Here is a 14003-nt window from a genome sequence, read left to right on the forward strand (position 1 = left end):
TTGACCGGCATTCAGCTCGCCTCGGTTTGCGGGTGCTGAGCCGTCCCTCCGCGGACGATGCCCTGATGACACCAATCCCTAGAGGATACTGAAATGGCCGTTCCGAGAAGAAAAACCTCGCCGTCGCGCCGTGGCATGCGCCGCTCGGCTGACGCCATCAAGAAGCCGACCTATGTGGAAGACAAGGATTCCGGCGAGCTCCGTCGTCCGCACCATCTCGACCTCAAGACCGGCATGTACAAGGGCCGTCAGGTCCTGAAGAAGAAAGAGTCCTGAGTTCGGGACCTTATCTTTGGGCAGGACGATCGGGCCTGCCTGATTTCGGCCAACCCATGAGATATGACAGTGACGGCGGCGGAGCGAATGCTTCGCCGCCGCATTGTCCTGTCTGGATATCTTGATCGAGAAGGCATTTCGCCGATGGTCGGTTTCCCGCTGCTCCTGATCCCGCTCGCGGTCTACAACATCATCGCTTTCCTGATGCCGAGCGTGTCCTTTACGGACGTGCTGTTCAAGGTGCCGATGATCACGGGCGAGGCCTGGCCGGTCACGCTCGCCGACGTGATGCTCGCGCTAGGTGTCGTGCTGCTGCTGCTCGAAGTGGTCAAGGGCGCGCGGCCCGGTTCGAAATTCCTGATGGATCATTTGCTGTCACTGATCGTGTTCGGCGCGGCTGCGGCCGAATTCGTGATGTGGCCGAAATTCGGCAACTCCACCTATTTCCTTCTGGTGCTGCTCGCGATGGCCGATTTCCTCGGCGGCATCGCCCAGCGTACCCGTCGCCGCGTGGCTTATGTCGCCGAGACCGCACCAGCGCCGCGCAAGGCGAGGCGTCAGACTGAAGTGCCAGTCGATGACGCCGTGGTCGAGTCCAAGTTCGAGCCGGCCATTGCGCCGCCGGCATCCGCACCTTCCGCGCAGTCGGTCGCCGAATCCGTACTGATGGATCATCCTGCGCCGAAGCCGGTGCAGAGCCCGCCTTCGCCGGAAATCCCCTCGCCGCATTTGCAGCCGGGCAACGGCACCCAGCCGTCTCCCGACGCGCCGCGCTGATTCAAGCCACCTGCCGCGTGCGCGCGGTGACGCTCGGAAGCGGGCGCTTGCTGCCATAGGCGACCTGCGCATCCCCGGAAGACGCGCGGCGGAGCCGGCTCGCCTGGGGCAGGTGCTCGGCATTGGCGATGAGCTGGGTGACGAAGCTGGGATCGGGGCGCGGCAGCGGTGCCTTGTGGACCCACTGCAGAATCGGCATCAGCGGCACCAGAGCCGAGCCCGTGCTGTTGTCCGAGGCGTTCGATCGATCGGTACTCAACATCGCAATCACCGTTGACCCGGCGAAGATCGTCTCGTTTCGAGACGCTGGCGCCGGTGCGTGTCATGTACTCGCAAGGCCTATGCCGGGCGGGCCGGTTTGGTTCCTGCGCGTGAGGAAACGTGGTTTCCAAATTGTTTATCAACTTTGCCTAGGGTCAATGGCGAATCTGGCTTTATCCTGTGCCGACTCAGGACTCCCCGCTGTCCCGAAACGAGGCGATTTTGACCCCCGCATTGCCGCAAGCCTCCGACATCCTGGCCGCCCTCGGCCAGGCCGTGTTCGCCTGGGACATCGCTAGCGATGCCATCGTTTGGGGTGAGCAGGTCGGCGCCATCTTTCCTGGCATTCCCCCTGAACGGCTGGCCACCGGCGCCGAATTCGCCAGGCTGATCGAGCCCGCGCAATCGCTGCGGACCGCCGCGCTGGCGCAGACCTCGGCCGTGCACGGCGCCGACGGCACCCCCTACCGGATCGAGTACGGCGTGCGCATGAGCGCCGCCGATCCCGTGGTCTGGATCGAGGAGACCGGCCGCTGGTTCGCCGGCCCCGACGGCCGACCGGTGCGTGCGATCGGCTCCGTCCGCATCAACAATGAGCGCCATGCCCGCGACGAGGAACTGACGAAGCTGGCCCGGCTCGATCCGCTGACCGGCGAGCTCAATCGCTCGCATCTGATCGCCGCGCTGGCCGAGGCTATCGAGGAGACGACCCGTTTCCGCTCGACCGCGGCCTTCATGCTGGTCGGCATCGATCATCTCGCGCGTGTCAACGAGGCCTTCGGCTTCGACGTTGCCGACGCCGTGATCCTCGACGTCGCCACGCGCATTCGCGCGCGCTTGCGCGGTGGCGACGTGCTCGGCCGCTTCTCCGGCAACAAGTTCGGCCTGATCCTGAAGAACTGCACCGTTGACGACATGAACGTCGCCGCCGAGCGCTTCCTCGCCGGCATCCGCGACGAGGTGGTGCCGACCAAATCCGGGCCGGTGTCGGTCACCGCCTCGATCGGCGCGGTCAGCGTGCCGCGCTATGCCCGCAACACCGATGAAGCCGTCAATCGCGCCCACGAGACCCTGGACACCGCGAAACAACGCCGCGTCGGCTCGTTCGCAACCTGGCGCCCGGATGCCGCGCGCGACGCCCAGCGCCGCGTCAACATCCGCGTCACCGACGAGATCGTCACCGCGCTGAACGAGCGCCGTATCAAGCTCGCTTATGAGCCGGTGGTTGCCGCCCTCTCGCGCGAGTGCGCTTTTCACGAATGCCTGGTGCGGATGGACCAGGGCGACGGCCAGGTGCTGCTCGCGCCCGACATCGTGCCGGTCGCGGAACGGCTCGGCCTGATCCGCCTGGTCGATCACCGCGTGCTCGAGCTGGTGGTCGCCGAGCTCGCCGCCGCGCCCGACATCTGCCTCAGCCTCAACATCTCCCCGGACACCACCATGGACCCGGATTGGTGGGCCGGAATCGAATCGCTGATGCGCGCCCATCCCGGAGTCGCCGAGCGGCTGATCGTCGAGATCACCGAAACCGTCGCGATCCAGGACATTGACGACGTGCGCGGCTTCGTCACCCGGCTGAAGAATTTCGGCAGTCGCATCGCCATCGATGATTTCGGCGCCGGCTACACCTCGTTCCGCAATCTGCGCAAGCTCGGCGTCGACATCGTGAAGATCGACGGCGCGTTCGTGCAGAACATCACTCGCTCGGCCGACGACCGCGCCTTCGTGCAGACCCTGATCGACCTCGCCCGTCGCCTCGACATCAAGACGGTGGCCGAATGGGTGCAGGACGAAGAAGCTGCGAACATGCTGCGCGACTGGGGCTGCGACTACATCCAGGGCCGCCTGATCGGGCTCGCCTCAGCCGATCGCCCCTGGGGCGCGCCGCCGGACAGCGTGCTGCCCGCGGCAGGATAGGAGTCTGAGCCGGATCCCTACGCCACGCGCCGAACGGTGTTCAGGCGCTCGATGACTCGCACGACCTCCGCGGCCGGTGAGGGCTTGCCGAAATAATATCCCTGAACGGCGGTGCAGCCGCATTCGCGGACGAAGTCGAGTTGTTCAATCGTCTCGACACCCTCCGCCGTGGTCTCGACGTTGAGCACCGAGCCGAGGCTGGCGATGGTGCGGACGATCGCCATACTCTCAGGGCTTTCACTGAGCGTGCCGACGAAGGAGCGGTCGATCTTGATGCGATCGAACGGAAACTTGCGCAAATAGCTCAGCGAAGAATAGCCGATGCCGAAATCGTCCAGGCTGACGCGCACGCCCAACGCGCGCAGCTGGTGCAGGATCTCGATCGTCGCCTCGCTGTCGTCGAGCAGCGCCGTCTCGGTGACCTCGAGCTCGAGCCGATGCGGCGGCAGGCCGGCCTCCGCAAGCGCGCTCGTGACCATTGCCACCAGCCCGCGCGAGCGGAACTGAACCGGCGACAAATTCACAGCGACGGTGAGATCGGGCCAGGTCGCTGCGGTCGCGCAGGCCGTGCGCAGCACCCATTCGCCGATCGGAACGATCAGCCCGTTCTCTTCCGCGATCGGAATGAATTCGGCCGGCGAGACGACGCCGCGCGAAGGATGTTTCCAGCGCAGCAGCGCCTCGAAGCCGGTAAGTTCGGTGGTGTCGAGCCGCACCTGCGGCTGGAATGCGAGGTGGAATTCACGGGCCTCCAGCGCGCCGCGCAGATCGTGATCGAGCGCGTGCCGGCTGCGAGCCTCTTTCTCCATTTCGGGCTCGAACAGCTGATAGGCACCGCGCCCCTTGGCCTTGGCCTGGTACAGCGCGAGGTCGGCGCATTTCATCAGCTCGTCGGCGTCAAGCCCATGATCGGGCGCGATTGCGATGCCGACGGAGACGCCGACATGCATCGACTGGTGCTCCAGCGGCGGCGGGTGACCGATGATCTCCACCAGGCGGCGTGCGAGCCTTTCCGCCGATTGCGGCTGCGGTCCGCGCTGGAGAACCGCGAACTCGTCGCCACCGAGCCGCGCGACGGTGTCGTGCTCGCCGACATTCTCCTGCAGCTGCGCCGCGACCCACCGCAACAGCCGGTCGCCGGCCGCGTGGCCGAGGCGGTCGTTGACGGTCTTGAAATTGTCGAGGTCGAAGCACAGCACGGCCATCGCGCCGCCGGCGATCGCGACCTGGTTCAGCCCCTCGCCCATCTTCTCGCGGAACAGCGTGCGATTGGGCAGGTCGGTGAGCGAATCGTGCCGCGCCATGTGCGCCACGCGGGCCTGGGCCTTGTGGCGTTCGGTGACGTCCTCATAGGTGACGACCCAGCCGCCATGCTCCATTCGCTTGTGATTGAGCTTGATGATGCGGCCGTCGCCCAAATAGCGGTGCAGCGTGTGCTCGCCCTCGCGCAGCCTCTCGACATAGTCGGCATAGAGCCGCGCGGCGGTGGTCTTTGGATGGATGCCGAGCTCGCAGCTGTGCTCCATGATCTCGCGCATGGACACACCCGGCTTCACCAATTCGGGCGACAGTCCGTACATTTCGATGTAGCGCCGATTGCAGACAATGACGCGCAAGTTCGAATCGAGCATGCACAGGCCCTGGCTCATGTTGTTCAGGGCCGCGTCGAAGCGCCGATACTGCTCGCTCAGCTCTTCGACTGCGTGCTCGCGCTCGGTGATGTCCTCGTAGGTGGCCACAAAACCACCCTCGGCCAGGGCGCAATAGCGCACCGAGATCGTGGTGTCGTTCGACATCCGCCGGCGTATCGGCGAGGAGTTGCGGTCGGCGATCCTTGCGCTGGCGGCTTCCAGGAGTTGTTGCGGACTATAGTCGGAAGAGAACGCGCCGTTTGCCATCGAGCGTTCGATCAGTTCGCCGAGATGCGTGCCTGGCTTGGCTTCCTCCGGCGACAGCCGATAGATCTTCCGGTAGGTGGTGTTGCAGACGCGCAGGCGCATGTCGCTGTCGTAGAAGGCGAGCCCGTGCGCCATGTTCTCCAGCGCCGCATCGAGCATGAAGTTCTGCTGCCTCAGCATCTCCTCGTATTGCAGCCGCTCGGTGACGTCTTCGTGCACCGTCACCCAGCCGCCGTCGGGCAGAAAACGGGAAACCACCTGCACCATCCGTCCGTCATAGCGAATCACCAGCAGGGTTTTCGTCTTCCTGGTGCGCACGTCCTCCAGCCTGCTGTCCTGGAATTCATCGCCCGGCATGCCCGGCAGGTTGCCGCGCGACATCCAATGTTCGATGACCGTACAATGCGAGACGCCTGGCTTCACGATGTCCGGGTCGAGATTGTAGAGGTTCAGGAAGCGATCGTTGCGGACGACGACACGGCTGTCGGCGTCGTACATGATCAGCCCGTGCGACATGTTGGCGAGCGCGTGCTGGCTGCGCTCAGTCTGCACGCGCAGCTCCGCCTCGACCCGGGCGAGGCGGCTGACGTCGTCGCAGATCGTCATCCAGCCGCCGCCGGGAAACGGCTTCAGCTCGAGCGCCATGACGAGGCCGCTTGCAAGCGTCTGTTCAGTCCGGAACGGCTGGCCGGTTGCGATCCGCGCCATGCGCGCGGCATAAAGTGTGTCGACTTCCTCTGCGGGGATGTTGCCGAGGGCCACGCTGTGGGCGAGCACGTCGCGGTAGGTCGTGCCGACCCGCACGATGTCGGCCGACATGTTGAACAGCGCAAGGTAGCGCTGATTGACCAGCACGATCCGGTTGCCGGCATCGTAGACGCAGACGCCTTGCTCCATGTGGTCGAGCGCAAGCTGGCTCAGCCCGACCAGGGCCTTCGGGCCTTGCTCGCGGCGTGCATCAAGCTCGTTGTCGCGCATCGACGTCATGGGGCGGCGGGGTCTCGGCGGGCAATAGACCTAACGCAAGGTAATTCGGTCGCCGAGGCTAGCGAAGAGGCGGGAAAATTCCCTTAAGCGCCGTAGTTTACGGAGGGTGACCAGCATCGCAGTGATGCGTGCGAATGTGGAGGGGCGTGCAGGCACGCGTCGCGCCGGTCGACCTGCGCAATTGCGCGTTAGGCCCTAATGACATCGAATGTCTGGCCCAAACGGCGCCTACGGCCCGTACAGCACGAGTTCCGTATCCGTGAGGTCGGCGAGCTGCGGCCGGTGTGGGCCTTTGAAATATTTGCGGCCGCGACGCTCGGTATAGATGCCGACGAGGCCGGGAACCGGGCCGTTGGAATCGACGGCGACCGCGATCTTGCCGAGCCGCAGCAGCAGCCGGCCGATGCGGCCCGCGCATTCGGTGTATTCGGCCGCGTTGCGGCAGTAGATCAGCTTCATCGCGGGTGGCGCAATGATGCCACGGCGGATGCGCACCGGTTGCAGGATGAAGGGGAACGCTCCTTTCGGCGTGCGGCAGACGAGGCTGAGGCAATTGTAGCGCGCATGCCGCGTCAAGAGATCGGTCTCGGCATCGGAAAGCCCGTCGATCGTCTTGGCGTGCTGCGAGATGACCTCGATCTTGCTCCAGCGTGGGACGCGCGCCAGCGCAGGGACGGAAAAGAATATGCCGCGGCAATAGGCGCGAAAGCCCTGCGTCTCGATGATCGGCCAGGTCCAGGGCGCCGGGCTGATGTTGAGATAGGTGACGTCCTTGTGACGTTGCGCGATCTTGGTCAGGAGCGGGGCGTAATTGCGGTAGGCCGGGTCGACGTACCAGCTCGACAAATTGCACTGGATGGCGGTCTCGTCGCCGTCCCTTCGCGCCGTATAGATCAGCAACAGCACGCCGACCGGCGTACCATCATTGTCGAGCATGTAGCCGAAGCGCGGGTAGCCGTCCGGTACGGGTCGGAAGGCTTGCCGGCGCAGGCCCTGGATCCAGTAGCTGCGCGAGCGGCCGACGAAGCCGCGCGTCAGCAAGTCCGCGACCGCATCGACGTCGGCCTCGGTGATCTCGCGGCATCGGACCTTGGTATGGATCACGCTCGTCTTTCCCGTGGAAATGACCGGCCTCGTTCCGTTAGCGCCAGCCTTCGCCGTGGGCATCGGCCGCGATCTGCGGCTGCAGGCCCATCATCTCCCGCACCTTGGCGGGCCAGGCGGAAGGGTCGGTGCCGTGGGTGTGGAACATGGCGACAGCCAGGCGGTCCATGCCGAAGGCGACGCAGCCGGTGTGGGCCGGCTCGCCATGGGCGTCCTTGATGTCCCAGGTCGTGCCGAAATGCTCGCGGTGATAATTGAAGCTCATGCAGGCGGTCGGCTGCTCTTCCGAGCGCAGCGGGATCAGCAGTTCGAACTTGAGCTGCTGCTGCTTCTGGCTCACCGCCTTCATCTGACCGACGCGGCCGAAGAACGGATCGCTCGCGTAATCGACGCGGAAGGTGAGACCGAGATCGGTCGCAATCGCCTGCGCCCGCACCATCCAGCGCTCGCGGAAATCGGCGACGTCATCGGGGCTGCCGATGCAGACATATTCCCGCATCCGGAACGATTGCAGCCGGTCGAGATGTTTTGACGGTTCACGGCGGAAGCAGTCGGCGGCGACGTCGAAGCGCAGCCCACCCTTCGGCAACTGGCCGCGGCTCGCCGCGATCGGATAGACGGGATAGCAGGCCGCCGGCGACAGCACGAGGTCTGCCGGCGAGAGCGAGCTGGTCCAGTCGCCGCCGGCATCGAAGCGGCTGACCGCGGCGTTGATCTCGCGCTCGGTGCCGTGCAGGCCGCAGACGCAACCGAGCAGGTTCGGAAAGCTCTTGAGGTAGCCGGACTTCTCGAGCTGTGAACGGCTCATCACCGGCGGGAAGCGCATCACTTCGGTGCCCGCCTCGCGATGGCTCGTGATCAGTGCGGCGAGCTTTTCGACGATGCCCTCATAGAGCGCGGTGCGGGCATAGACGCCGTCCGAGCCCATCGGGTGGAACAGCTTCTCGGCGAGATGATCCAGCGGATCCGCGATTTGCGGGGCGGTCTCGGGTGAATTGGGGAGGACGGCAATGTTCATGGGTCGATATCCTGCTATCTCGAAATTATTCTTGTTGGTTTAGTCGTGAATGCACGTCAGTCGTGAAGGCTCAGTGGCACGCCGCTCATCAGGGTCGATGTCGCGGCATTGGCCAGAATGCGGTCGTTGTTGATCATGATCGGCGACGACAGCACGTCGCGCAGGTGGCGGCCCATGGTGAACTCACCGTCATTGCGGTAGCCGGAAAGGCCTGTGGTGCGCATCGCATGCATCACGGTCTCGACCGCGAGCTCCGAGGCCTGCACCTTCAGAAGCGTGATCGAAGACTGGAAGTCGAGCGAGCCGAGCGCGCGTTCGTCGTGCTCGGCGCGAGCAAAGGCGTCGATATTGGCTGATATCAGCGCCCGCAGCTTGGCCAGCGACATCTTGGCGGCGGTGAAATGCGCGGCTGCCGGGGGCATCTGTCCGCCCGAGGTGCGGGCCGCCTTGCGGACGAAGGCCTGCGCACGGGTAACGGCGGCTGCAGCGATACCAGCCCAGGCCGAGGACCAGCACAGATGTGCGAACGGCGTCATGGTCTGGGCGTGGATCTTGTCGTAGGATTCCGGGAAGACGCGGTCGGTCGGGCAGTCGACCTTCAGCTCGAAGCCGGTCGAGCAGGTGCCGCGCATGCCGAGCGTTTCCCAGCCCAGCGTCCGCTTCAGCGAATAATCGTCCCTGGCGAGCGCCAGCAGCACCTGGTCGGATGCAGAAGCGTCGGTGGCGCGGCGGGCGATGGTCACGAGGCCGTCGGCCTCGGCGCCGTAGGAGATCACGGTGGCGTCGCGCAGCAGCGAGACAGTGTCGCCGGCGACGTCGACGGCGGCGGCGCTAGCGCGGATGTTGCCGCCGTTCTGGCCTTCGGTGGTGGAGGAGGCGAGCAGCCACTGGTCGCGCGCGACCCGGCGCATCATGGTTTCCATCCAGGGAATGCCGTGACCGTGCCTGACGACGCAGGCGACCTTTGTCGTGTGCATCGCGTAGATCATCGCCGTGGAGGCGCAGGCGCGTCCGAGCGTGTAGCAGACGTCGGTGACGTCGTGGATCGAGGCACCGAAGCCGCCGAACTCGACCGGGATCATGACGCCGAGCAGCTTCTGCTCACGCGCAACCTCGAAAGCCTTGTGGGGGAAGCGGGCATCGCGATCGACCCCGTCTGCGTCGGCAGCCGCCACGGTGGCGGTCCGGGCGGCGCGCTCAATGAGGGAGGGACCCTGCTCGAGAAAGCTCGTCTGCGTCTCGTCGACAGTGAGGACTGCTTCACGCACGTTCATACTCGTCCGCCTCCGGTTTGCCGTTCAGGATCGCCGGCATCATTCGCGATGCCGCAAGCGATCCTCTGACCATCTTTGCTTATGAGATGAGGCTACGGATTTAATTCAAATTCGTCGATGAAATAGAGGGTAAACAAAGGCCAATTCCGAACGAACAGTTAAGTTCGGGTTGTTTGCATCGCCCGGATTTCCGCGGTCGCGTTAGGGATCTGTAAGAAGCCGGAATTCCAGACAATCTGAGTCATCGTTTACTAAGAAACGCGAAGTAATGGTGGCGTCCATTGCGGGATCGGCCCGCCGTGCCCATCGTAGCCGGCAACCGGTCCGACCTTTGTCGACAGATGGGAATTTACCGATGCAGGCTTTCGATACCGAATTGCGCAATCGCATCATCAAGCTGGTGAAGGGCATCCTCGCCCAGAACTCGCTCTCCGCTGAGGTCGCGCCGCAGGCCAAGCTCGTCGACGTCGGCCTGACCTCGATGGACATGGTCAATCTGATGCTCGGCGTCGAAGCCGAGTTCGACTTCACGATTCCCCAGGCCGAGATCACACCGGAGAACTTCCAGTCGGTCGAGACGCTGGAGCGCATGGTCGCGACCCAGCTGCAGTCGGCGGCCGCGGCATAATCAGGAGTGCTGGCGCGCATCCTCCTGACGGCACTTCCTGATCCCATCCCCCGTTCCAAAACCGATGTAAAACTGGCATAGCTTCCTCTCGGGATTGCGATGGCGCAAACGGGGTGGAGCAGGCATGGCGCAGGCGGTATTGGGCATCATCGGCGGCTCCGGCATCTACGATCTGCCGGGGCTGGAGGACGCTCGCGAAGAGGTGATCAGGAGCCCCTGGGGCGAGCCGTCGGCGCCCCTGCGGCGCGGCTCCATTGCCGGCCTGCCGATCGTGTTCCTGCCGCGCCACGACAAGGGCCACCGGCTGTCGCCCTCCGACATCAATTATCGCGCCAATATCGACATCCTCAAGCGCGCCGGCGTCACCGACCTGATCTCGCTGTCGGCCTGCGGCTCGTTCAGGGAGGAGCTGCCGCCGGGAACCTTCGTTCTCGTCGACCAGTTCGTCGATCGTACCCACAAGCGCGAGAGCTCGTTCTTCGGGAGGGGATGCGTCGCGCATGTGTCGATGGCGCACCCGGTCTCGCCGCGGCTGCGCATCCATCTTGCCACGGCGGCCGAAGCCGAGGGCATCGCGTTTGCGCGAGGCGGCACCTATTTCTGCATGGAGGGACCGCAATTCTCGACCTATGCGGAAAGCATGACCTACAAGACGCTGGGCTATTCCGTGATCGGCATGACCAACATGCCCGAGGCGAAACTCGCGCGTGAGGCCGAGCTTTGCTACGCCACCGTTGCGATGGTGACGGATTTCGATTGCTGGCATCCCGATCACGACGCCGTCACCGTGCAGGACATCATCCGCGTTCTGAGCTCGAACGCCGACAAGGCAAAAGCGCTGGTGGCGCGGCTGGCGAAAGACTTCCCGCGCGAGCATGAGCCGTGCCCGATCGGCTCGGACCGCGCGCTCGATACCGCGCTGATCACCGCGCCCGAGGCGCGCGATCCCGAGCTCTTGAAGAAGCTCGATGCGGTGGCCGGGCGCATCCTGCGGACGTGATACGAAAGGCAGAATGCCATGAAAGTCGACGGCAAGCATTTCCGCAGCATCTGGCGTGAGCGCGACGGCTGGTCGGTCGGCGCGATCGACCAGCGCCGGCTGCCGCATGAGTTCATCGTTGCGAAGCTGACCTCATGCGAGGACGCGGCCCTCGCCATCCGCGACATGCTGGTGCGCGGTGCGCCGCTGATCGGCGCGACCGCAGCTTACGGCGTGGCGCTCGCAATGCGCGAGGACGCTTCCGACGCCGGTCTGAAGCGCGCCTACGACACGCTGGTGGTGGCGCGGCCGACCGCGATCAATCTGAAATGGGCGCTGGACGAGATGCGCGCGAGCCTCGCGCCGATCGATCCGCTGGTGCGCGCCGAAGCTGCCTATGCGCGCGCCGACGAGATCGTCGAGCAGGACGTCGAGATCAACCGCGGCATCGCCGGCAATGGCCTGAAACTCATCGAGGCGATCGTCGCAAAAAAGAAGTCGGGCGAGACCGTCAATGTGCTGACCCATTGCAACGCCGGCTGGCTTGCGACCGTCGACTGGGGCACGGCGACGGCGCCGATCTATCTGGCGCATGAGCGCGGCATCAAGGTCCATGTCTGGGTCGACGAGACGCGTCCGCGCAACCAGGGCGCCTCGCTCACGGCCTGGGAGCTCGGCCATCACGGCGTGGCGCATACGGTGATTCCCGACAACACCGGCGGGCATCTGATGCAGCACGGCATGGTCGATCTCGCCATCGTCGGCACCGATCGCGTTGCCGCCAATGGCGACGTCTGCAACAAGATCGGCACATATTTGAAGGCGCTCGCCGCGCACGACAACAACGTGCCGTTCTATGTCGCGCTGCCGTCGCCGACGATCGACTTCGCCGTCGATGACGGCATCCGCGACATCCCGATCGAGCAGCGCAGCGGCACGGAAGTCACCGACATGACCGGCCGCACTGCGGACGGAAGACTTGAGACCGTGCGCATCGTGCCGGAGGGCTCGCCGGTCGCGAATTATGCCTTCGACGTCACCCCGGCGCGGCTCGTCACCGGCCTCATCACCGAGCGCGGCATGCTGAAAGCCGATCGCGCGTCACTTGCCGCGGCGTTTCCGGAGCGGATCGCCGCCGCGGCGGAGTAGCGTTCGTAGGGTGGGCAAAGGCGCATCGCGCCGTGCCCACCATATTCATTCCGGGCCGCGCGAGCTTTGGTGGGCACGCTTCGCTTTGCCCACCCTACGGTTCACCGCCTAGCTCAGCTTCAATCCCGTCGCGGCCTCGAGCTCAGCGATCGCCTGGGCTCCGCTGGTGACCTTGATCGTCGTCATGCCCATCTCGCGGGCCGGCTTCAGATTGACGCCGAGATCGTCGAGATAGACGCAATTCTTCGGATCAACCTTCAGCGTCTCGACCATCAGCTGATAAATGCGCGGGTCGGGTTTGCGCAGGCCGATCTTGGCGGACTCGATCACATGATCAAACAGCACCATCACCTCGGCGACATAGAGTGAGCGCCCGGTCATGCTGCCGATCGCATTGGCCGGCAGATTGTTGGTAATGCAGCCGGTCTTGAATTGCGCCTTGATGCGCTTCAGCGCTTCGACCATCTCGGGGCGCAGATCCCCCTGAAGCAGCGGGAGCACATCGCGGCCGCGCACCTCTGCGCCGAGCGCCAGCGATTCCGTCGCGAACAAATGATCGAACGTGTCGATGTCGACCTCGGCGCGCTCGAACTTGGCCCATGCATTTTCCAGATGATTGGCGGCGTTGGTGCGCCGGATGATGTCGATGGGCAGGCCACGCTCTGTCTCGAACCGCGTGAACGCCTCAAACGGCGAACTCGTCAGCACGCCGCCAAAATCAAAGATCACAGCCTCAATCGTCAAGATCCCGCCCTCGTCAATTCCTTTCCAAGAGCGCTAGCATGCGCTATCGGCAAGGGCCAGTCCGAAGCCATCCCACCGCCGTCAGCGATGCCGATACCAAAGCGTGTTCCCATGAAAAAGCTTGTAACCATCATCGCAACCGCGCGGCTGCTCGCCACGCCCGCTTATGCCATCGTTGGCGGCGGCACGCCGCAGGCCGATGGCGTCGCGCGCGCCGTCGTCACGATCGTCGGCTCGCGCGGTAATTTCTGTACCGGCACCCTGGTTGCGCCAAAGCTGGTGCTCACCGTTGCCCACTGCGTGCAGCCCGGCGCGGACTACAAGATCGTCGATCGCGGCACCGACGGGCAGCCGCAGCTGCTGAATGTCCGCACCGTCGCGATCCATCCGAATTTCAACATGCAGGCGATGCAAGCGCATCGCGCTACCGCCGACCTGGCGCTTCTGCAATTGGAAATTCCACTCAAGGGAAAATCGACGGTGCCGGTCGGTGCGCCGAATATTCCGATCCAGGTCGGCAGCCGCTTCGTCATCGCCGGTATTGGCGTCACCGTGCGTGGCGACGGCAAAAGTGGCGGCGCGACGCGTGTTGCCGGTCTCGTCGCGACGGGGCAGCCCGGCACGCTCCAGATCAGGCTGGTCGACCCCGTAACCAACGGTGTTCGCGACGGAATTGGCGCTTGCACCGGTGATTCCGGCGGTCCCGTGTTCGAGGACAAGCCGACCGGAGCCGTGCTCGTCGGCGTCATCAGTTGGTCCACGGGGCCGAACGGAGCCGCCGGCTGCGGCGGGCTGACCGGCGTCACGCCGCTCACGCTCTATCGCGACTGGATCTTGCAGACCGCGCGGAGCTGGGGTGCGGCGCTGTGATTTGACCGCGACCCGATCTATGTCATCTTGAAGCGGAAGCGCGATGGGCAACGTCCGTCGCGGAGGAAACGCGTCGCCCAATCAAGGGCGGCCACAAAAACAAGCAAGGCATAGAAGCAAC

At 64.7% G+C, this 14003-nt stretch carries 13 protein-coding genes; 7 read left to right on the forward strand and 6 right to left on the reverse strand.

Features of this window, described 5'->3' with window-relative positions:
- The first annotated feature begins 93 nt into the window (after positions 1–93).
- Together rpmF and ABIB91_RS22480 are read left to right on the forward strand one after the other, a co-directional pair.
- Positions 94–276 (forward strand): 50S ribosomal protein L32, encoded by a 183-nt coding sequence (gene rpmF, locus ABIB91_RS22475; protein WP_007598106.1) that lies wholly within the window; start codon positions 94–96, stop codon positions 274–276.
- Positions 277–420: 144 nt separating this feature from the next.
- A complete protein-coding gene (locus ABIB91_RS22480; RefSeq protein WP_354166577.1) occupies positions 421–1053 on the forward strand; it encodes a hypothetical protein in 633 nt (210 codons plus the stop codon).
- Position 1054: 1 nt separating this feature from the next.
- On the opposite strand, the gene ABIB91_RS22485 is transcribed toward ABIB91_RS22480, so the two are convergent.
- Positions 1055–1315: a hypothetical protein gene (locus tag ABIB91_RS22485; protein WP_354166584.1), complete on the reverse strand. Its 261-nt coding sequence runs from the start codon at positions 1313–1315 to the stop codon at positions 1055–1057.
- 221 nt (positions 1316–1536) lie between these two features.
- Between ABIB91_RS22485 and ABIB91_RS22490 the strand changes: the two genes are divergently transcribed.
- Complete coding sequence (locus ABIB91_RS22490; RefSeq protein ID WP_354166592.1) at positions 1537–3231, forward strand: EAL domain-containing protein; 1695 nt, start codon at positions 1537–1539, stop codon at positions 3229–3231.
- 17 nt (positions 3232–3248) lie between these two features.
- Here ABIB91_RS22490 and ABIB91_RS22495 read toward each other — a convergent pair whose 3' ends face one another.
- From ABIB91_RS22495 to ABIB91_RS22510, 4 genes are all read right to left on the reverse strand, one after another.
- Positions 3249–6116, reverse strand: a complete 2868-nt coding sequence (locus ABIB91_RS22495) for a PAS-domain containing protein (protein ID WP_354166599.1) — start codon at positions 6114–6116, stop codon at positions 3249–3251.
- Positions 6117–6344: 228 nt separating this feature from the next.
- Positions 6345–7220, reverse strand: a complete 876-nt coding sequence (locus ABIB91_RS22500) for a GNAT family N-acetyltransferase (protein ID WP_088941075.1) — start codon at positions 7218–7220, stop codon at positions 6345–6347.
- A gap of 37 nt (positions 7221–7257) precedes the next feature.
- Positions 7258–8238, reverse strand: coding sequence for an amino acid--[acyl-carrier-protein] ligase (locus ABIB91_RS22505; RefSeq protein WP_354166611.1), 981 nt, complete (start codon positions 8236–8238; stop codon positions 7258–7260).
- A gap of 56 nt (positions 8239–8294) precedes the next feature.
- Complete coding sequence (locus ABIB91_RS22510; RefSeq protein ID WP_354166619.1) at positions 8295–9512, reverse strand: acyl-CoA dehydrogenase family protein; 1218 nt, start codon at positions 9510–9512, stop codon at positions 8295–8297.
- Between the two features lie 355 nt (positions 9513–9867).
- Here ABIB91_RS22510 and ABIB91_RS22515 point away from each other — a divergent pair, with 355 nt between their 5' ends.
- The 3 genes from ABIB91_RS22515 (at position 9868) to mtnA (ending at position 12268) form a co-directional block, all read left to right on the forward strand.
- Positions 9868–10140, forward strand: a complete 273-nt coding sequence (locus tag ABIB91_RS22515; protein ID WP_354166626.1) for a phosphopantetheine-binding protein — start codon at positions 9868–9870, stop codon at positions 10138–10140.
- 124 nt (positions 10141–10264) lie between these two features.
- Complete coding sequence (locus ABIB91_RS22520) at positions 10265–11140, forward strand: S-methyl-5'-thioadenosine phosphorylase (protein ID WP_354166633.1); 876 nt, start codon at positions 10265–10267, stop codon at positions 11138–11140.
- Between the two features lie 18 nt (positions 11141–11158).
- Complete coding sequence (gene mtnA, locus ABIB91_RS22525) at positions 11159–12268, forward strand: S-methyl-5-thioribose-1-phosphate isomerase (protein ID WP_354166641.1); 1110 nt, start codon at positions 11159–11161, stop codon at positions 12266–12268.
- A gap of 108 nt (positions 12269–12376) precedes the next feature.
- On the opposite strand, the gene ABIB91_RS22530 is transcribed toward mtnA, so the two are convergent.
- Positions 12377–13012, reverse strand: coding sequence for an HAD-IA family hydrolase (locus ABIB91_RS22530; RefSeq protein ID WP_354063766.1), 636 nt, complete (start codon positions 13010–13012; stop codon positions 12377–12379).
- Positions 13013–13123: 111 nt separating this feature from the next.
- Here ABIB91_RS22530 and ABIB91_RS22535 point away from each other — a divergent pair, with 111 nt between their 5' ends.
- Complete coding sequence (locus tag ABIB91_RS22535) at positions 13124–13882, forward strand: S1 family peptidase (protein WP_354166654.1); 759 nt, start codon at positions 13124–13126, stop codon at positions 13880–13882.
- The last annotated feature ends 121 nt before the right edge of the window (positions 13883–14003 follow it).

It is taken from the genome of Bradyrhizobium sp. JR4.3 (assembly GCF_040547695.1).
In the GTDB taxonomy this organism is placed as follows: domain Bacteria; phylum Pseudomonadota; class Alphaproteobacteria; order Rhizobiales; family Xanthobacteraceae; genus Bradyrhizobium; species Bradyrhizobium canariense.

Excerpts from the sequence above, each read along its gene's own strand:
- rpmF (WP_007598106.1), top strand. The coding sequence starts at position 94 with ATGGCCGTTCCGAGAAGAAAAACCTCGCCGTCGCGCCGTGGCATGCGC.
- ABIB91_RS22480 (WP_354166577.1), top strand. The coding sequence starts at position 421 with ATGGTCGGTTTCCCGCTGCTCCTGATCCCGCTCGCGGTCTACAACATC.
- ABIB91_RS22485 (WP_354166584.1), bottom strand. The coding sequence starts at position 1,315 with ATGTTGAGTACCGATCGATCGAACGCCTCGGACAACAGCACGGGCTCG.
- ABIB91_RS22495 (WP_354166599.1), bottom strand. The coding sequence starts at position 6,116 with ATGACGTCGATGCGCGACAACGAGCTTGATGCACGCCGCGAGCAAGGC.
- ABIB91_RS22505 (WP_354166611.1), bottom strand. The coding sequence starts at position 8,238 with ATGAACATTGCCGTCCTCCCCAATTCACCCGAGACCGCCCCGCAAATC.
- ABIB91_RS22510 (WP_354166619.1), bottom strand. The coding sequence starts at position 9,512 with ATGAACGTGCGTGAAGCAGTCCTCACTGTCGACGAGACGCAGACGAGC.
- ABIB91_RS22515 (WP_354166626.1), top strand. The coding sequence starts at position 9,868 with ATGCAGGCTTTCGATACCGAATTGCGCAATCGCATCATCAAGCTGGTG.
- ABIB91_RS22520 (WP_354166633.1), top strand. The coding sequence starts at position 10,265 with ATGGCGCAGGCGGTATTGGGCATCATCGGCGGCTCCGGCATCTACGAT.
- mtnA (WP_354166641.1), top strand. The coding sequence starts at position 11,159 with ATGAAAGTCGACGGCAAGCATTTCCGCAGCATCTGGCGTGAGCGCGAC.
- ABIB91_RS22535 (WP_354166654.1), top strand. The coding sequence starts at position 13,124 with ATGAAAAAGCTTGTAACCATCATCGCAACCGCGCGGCTGCTCGCCACG.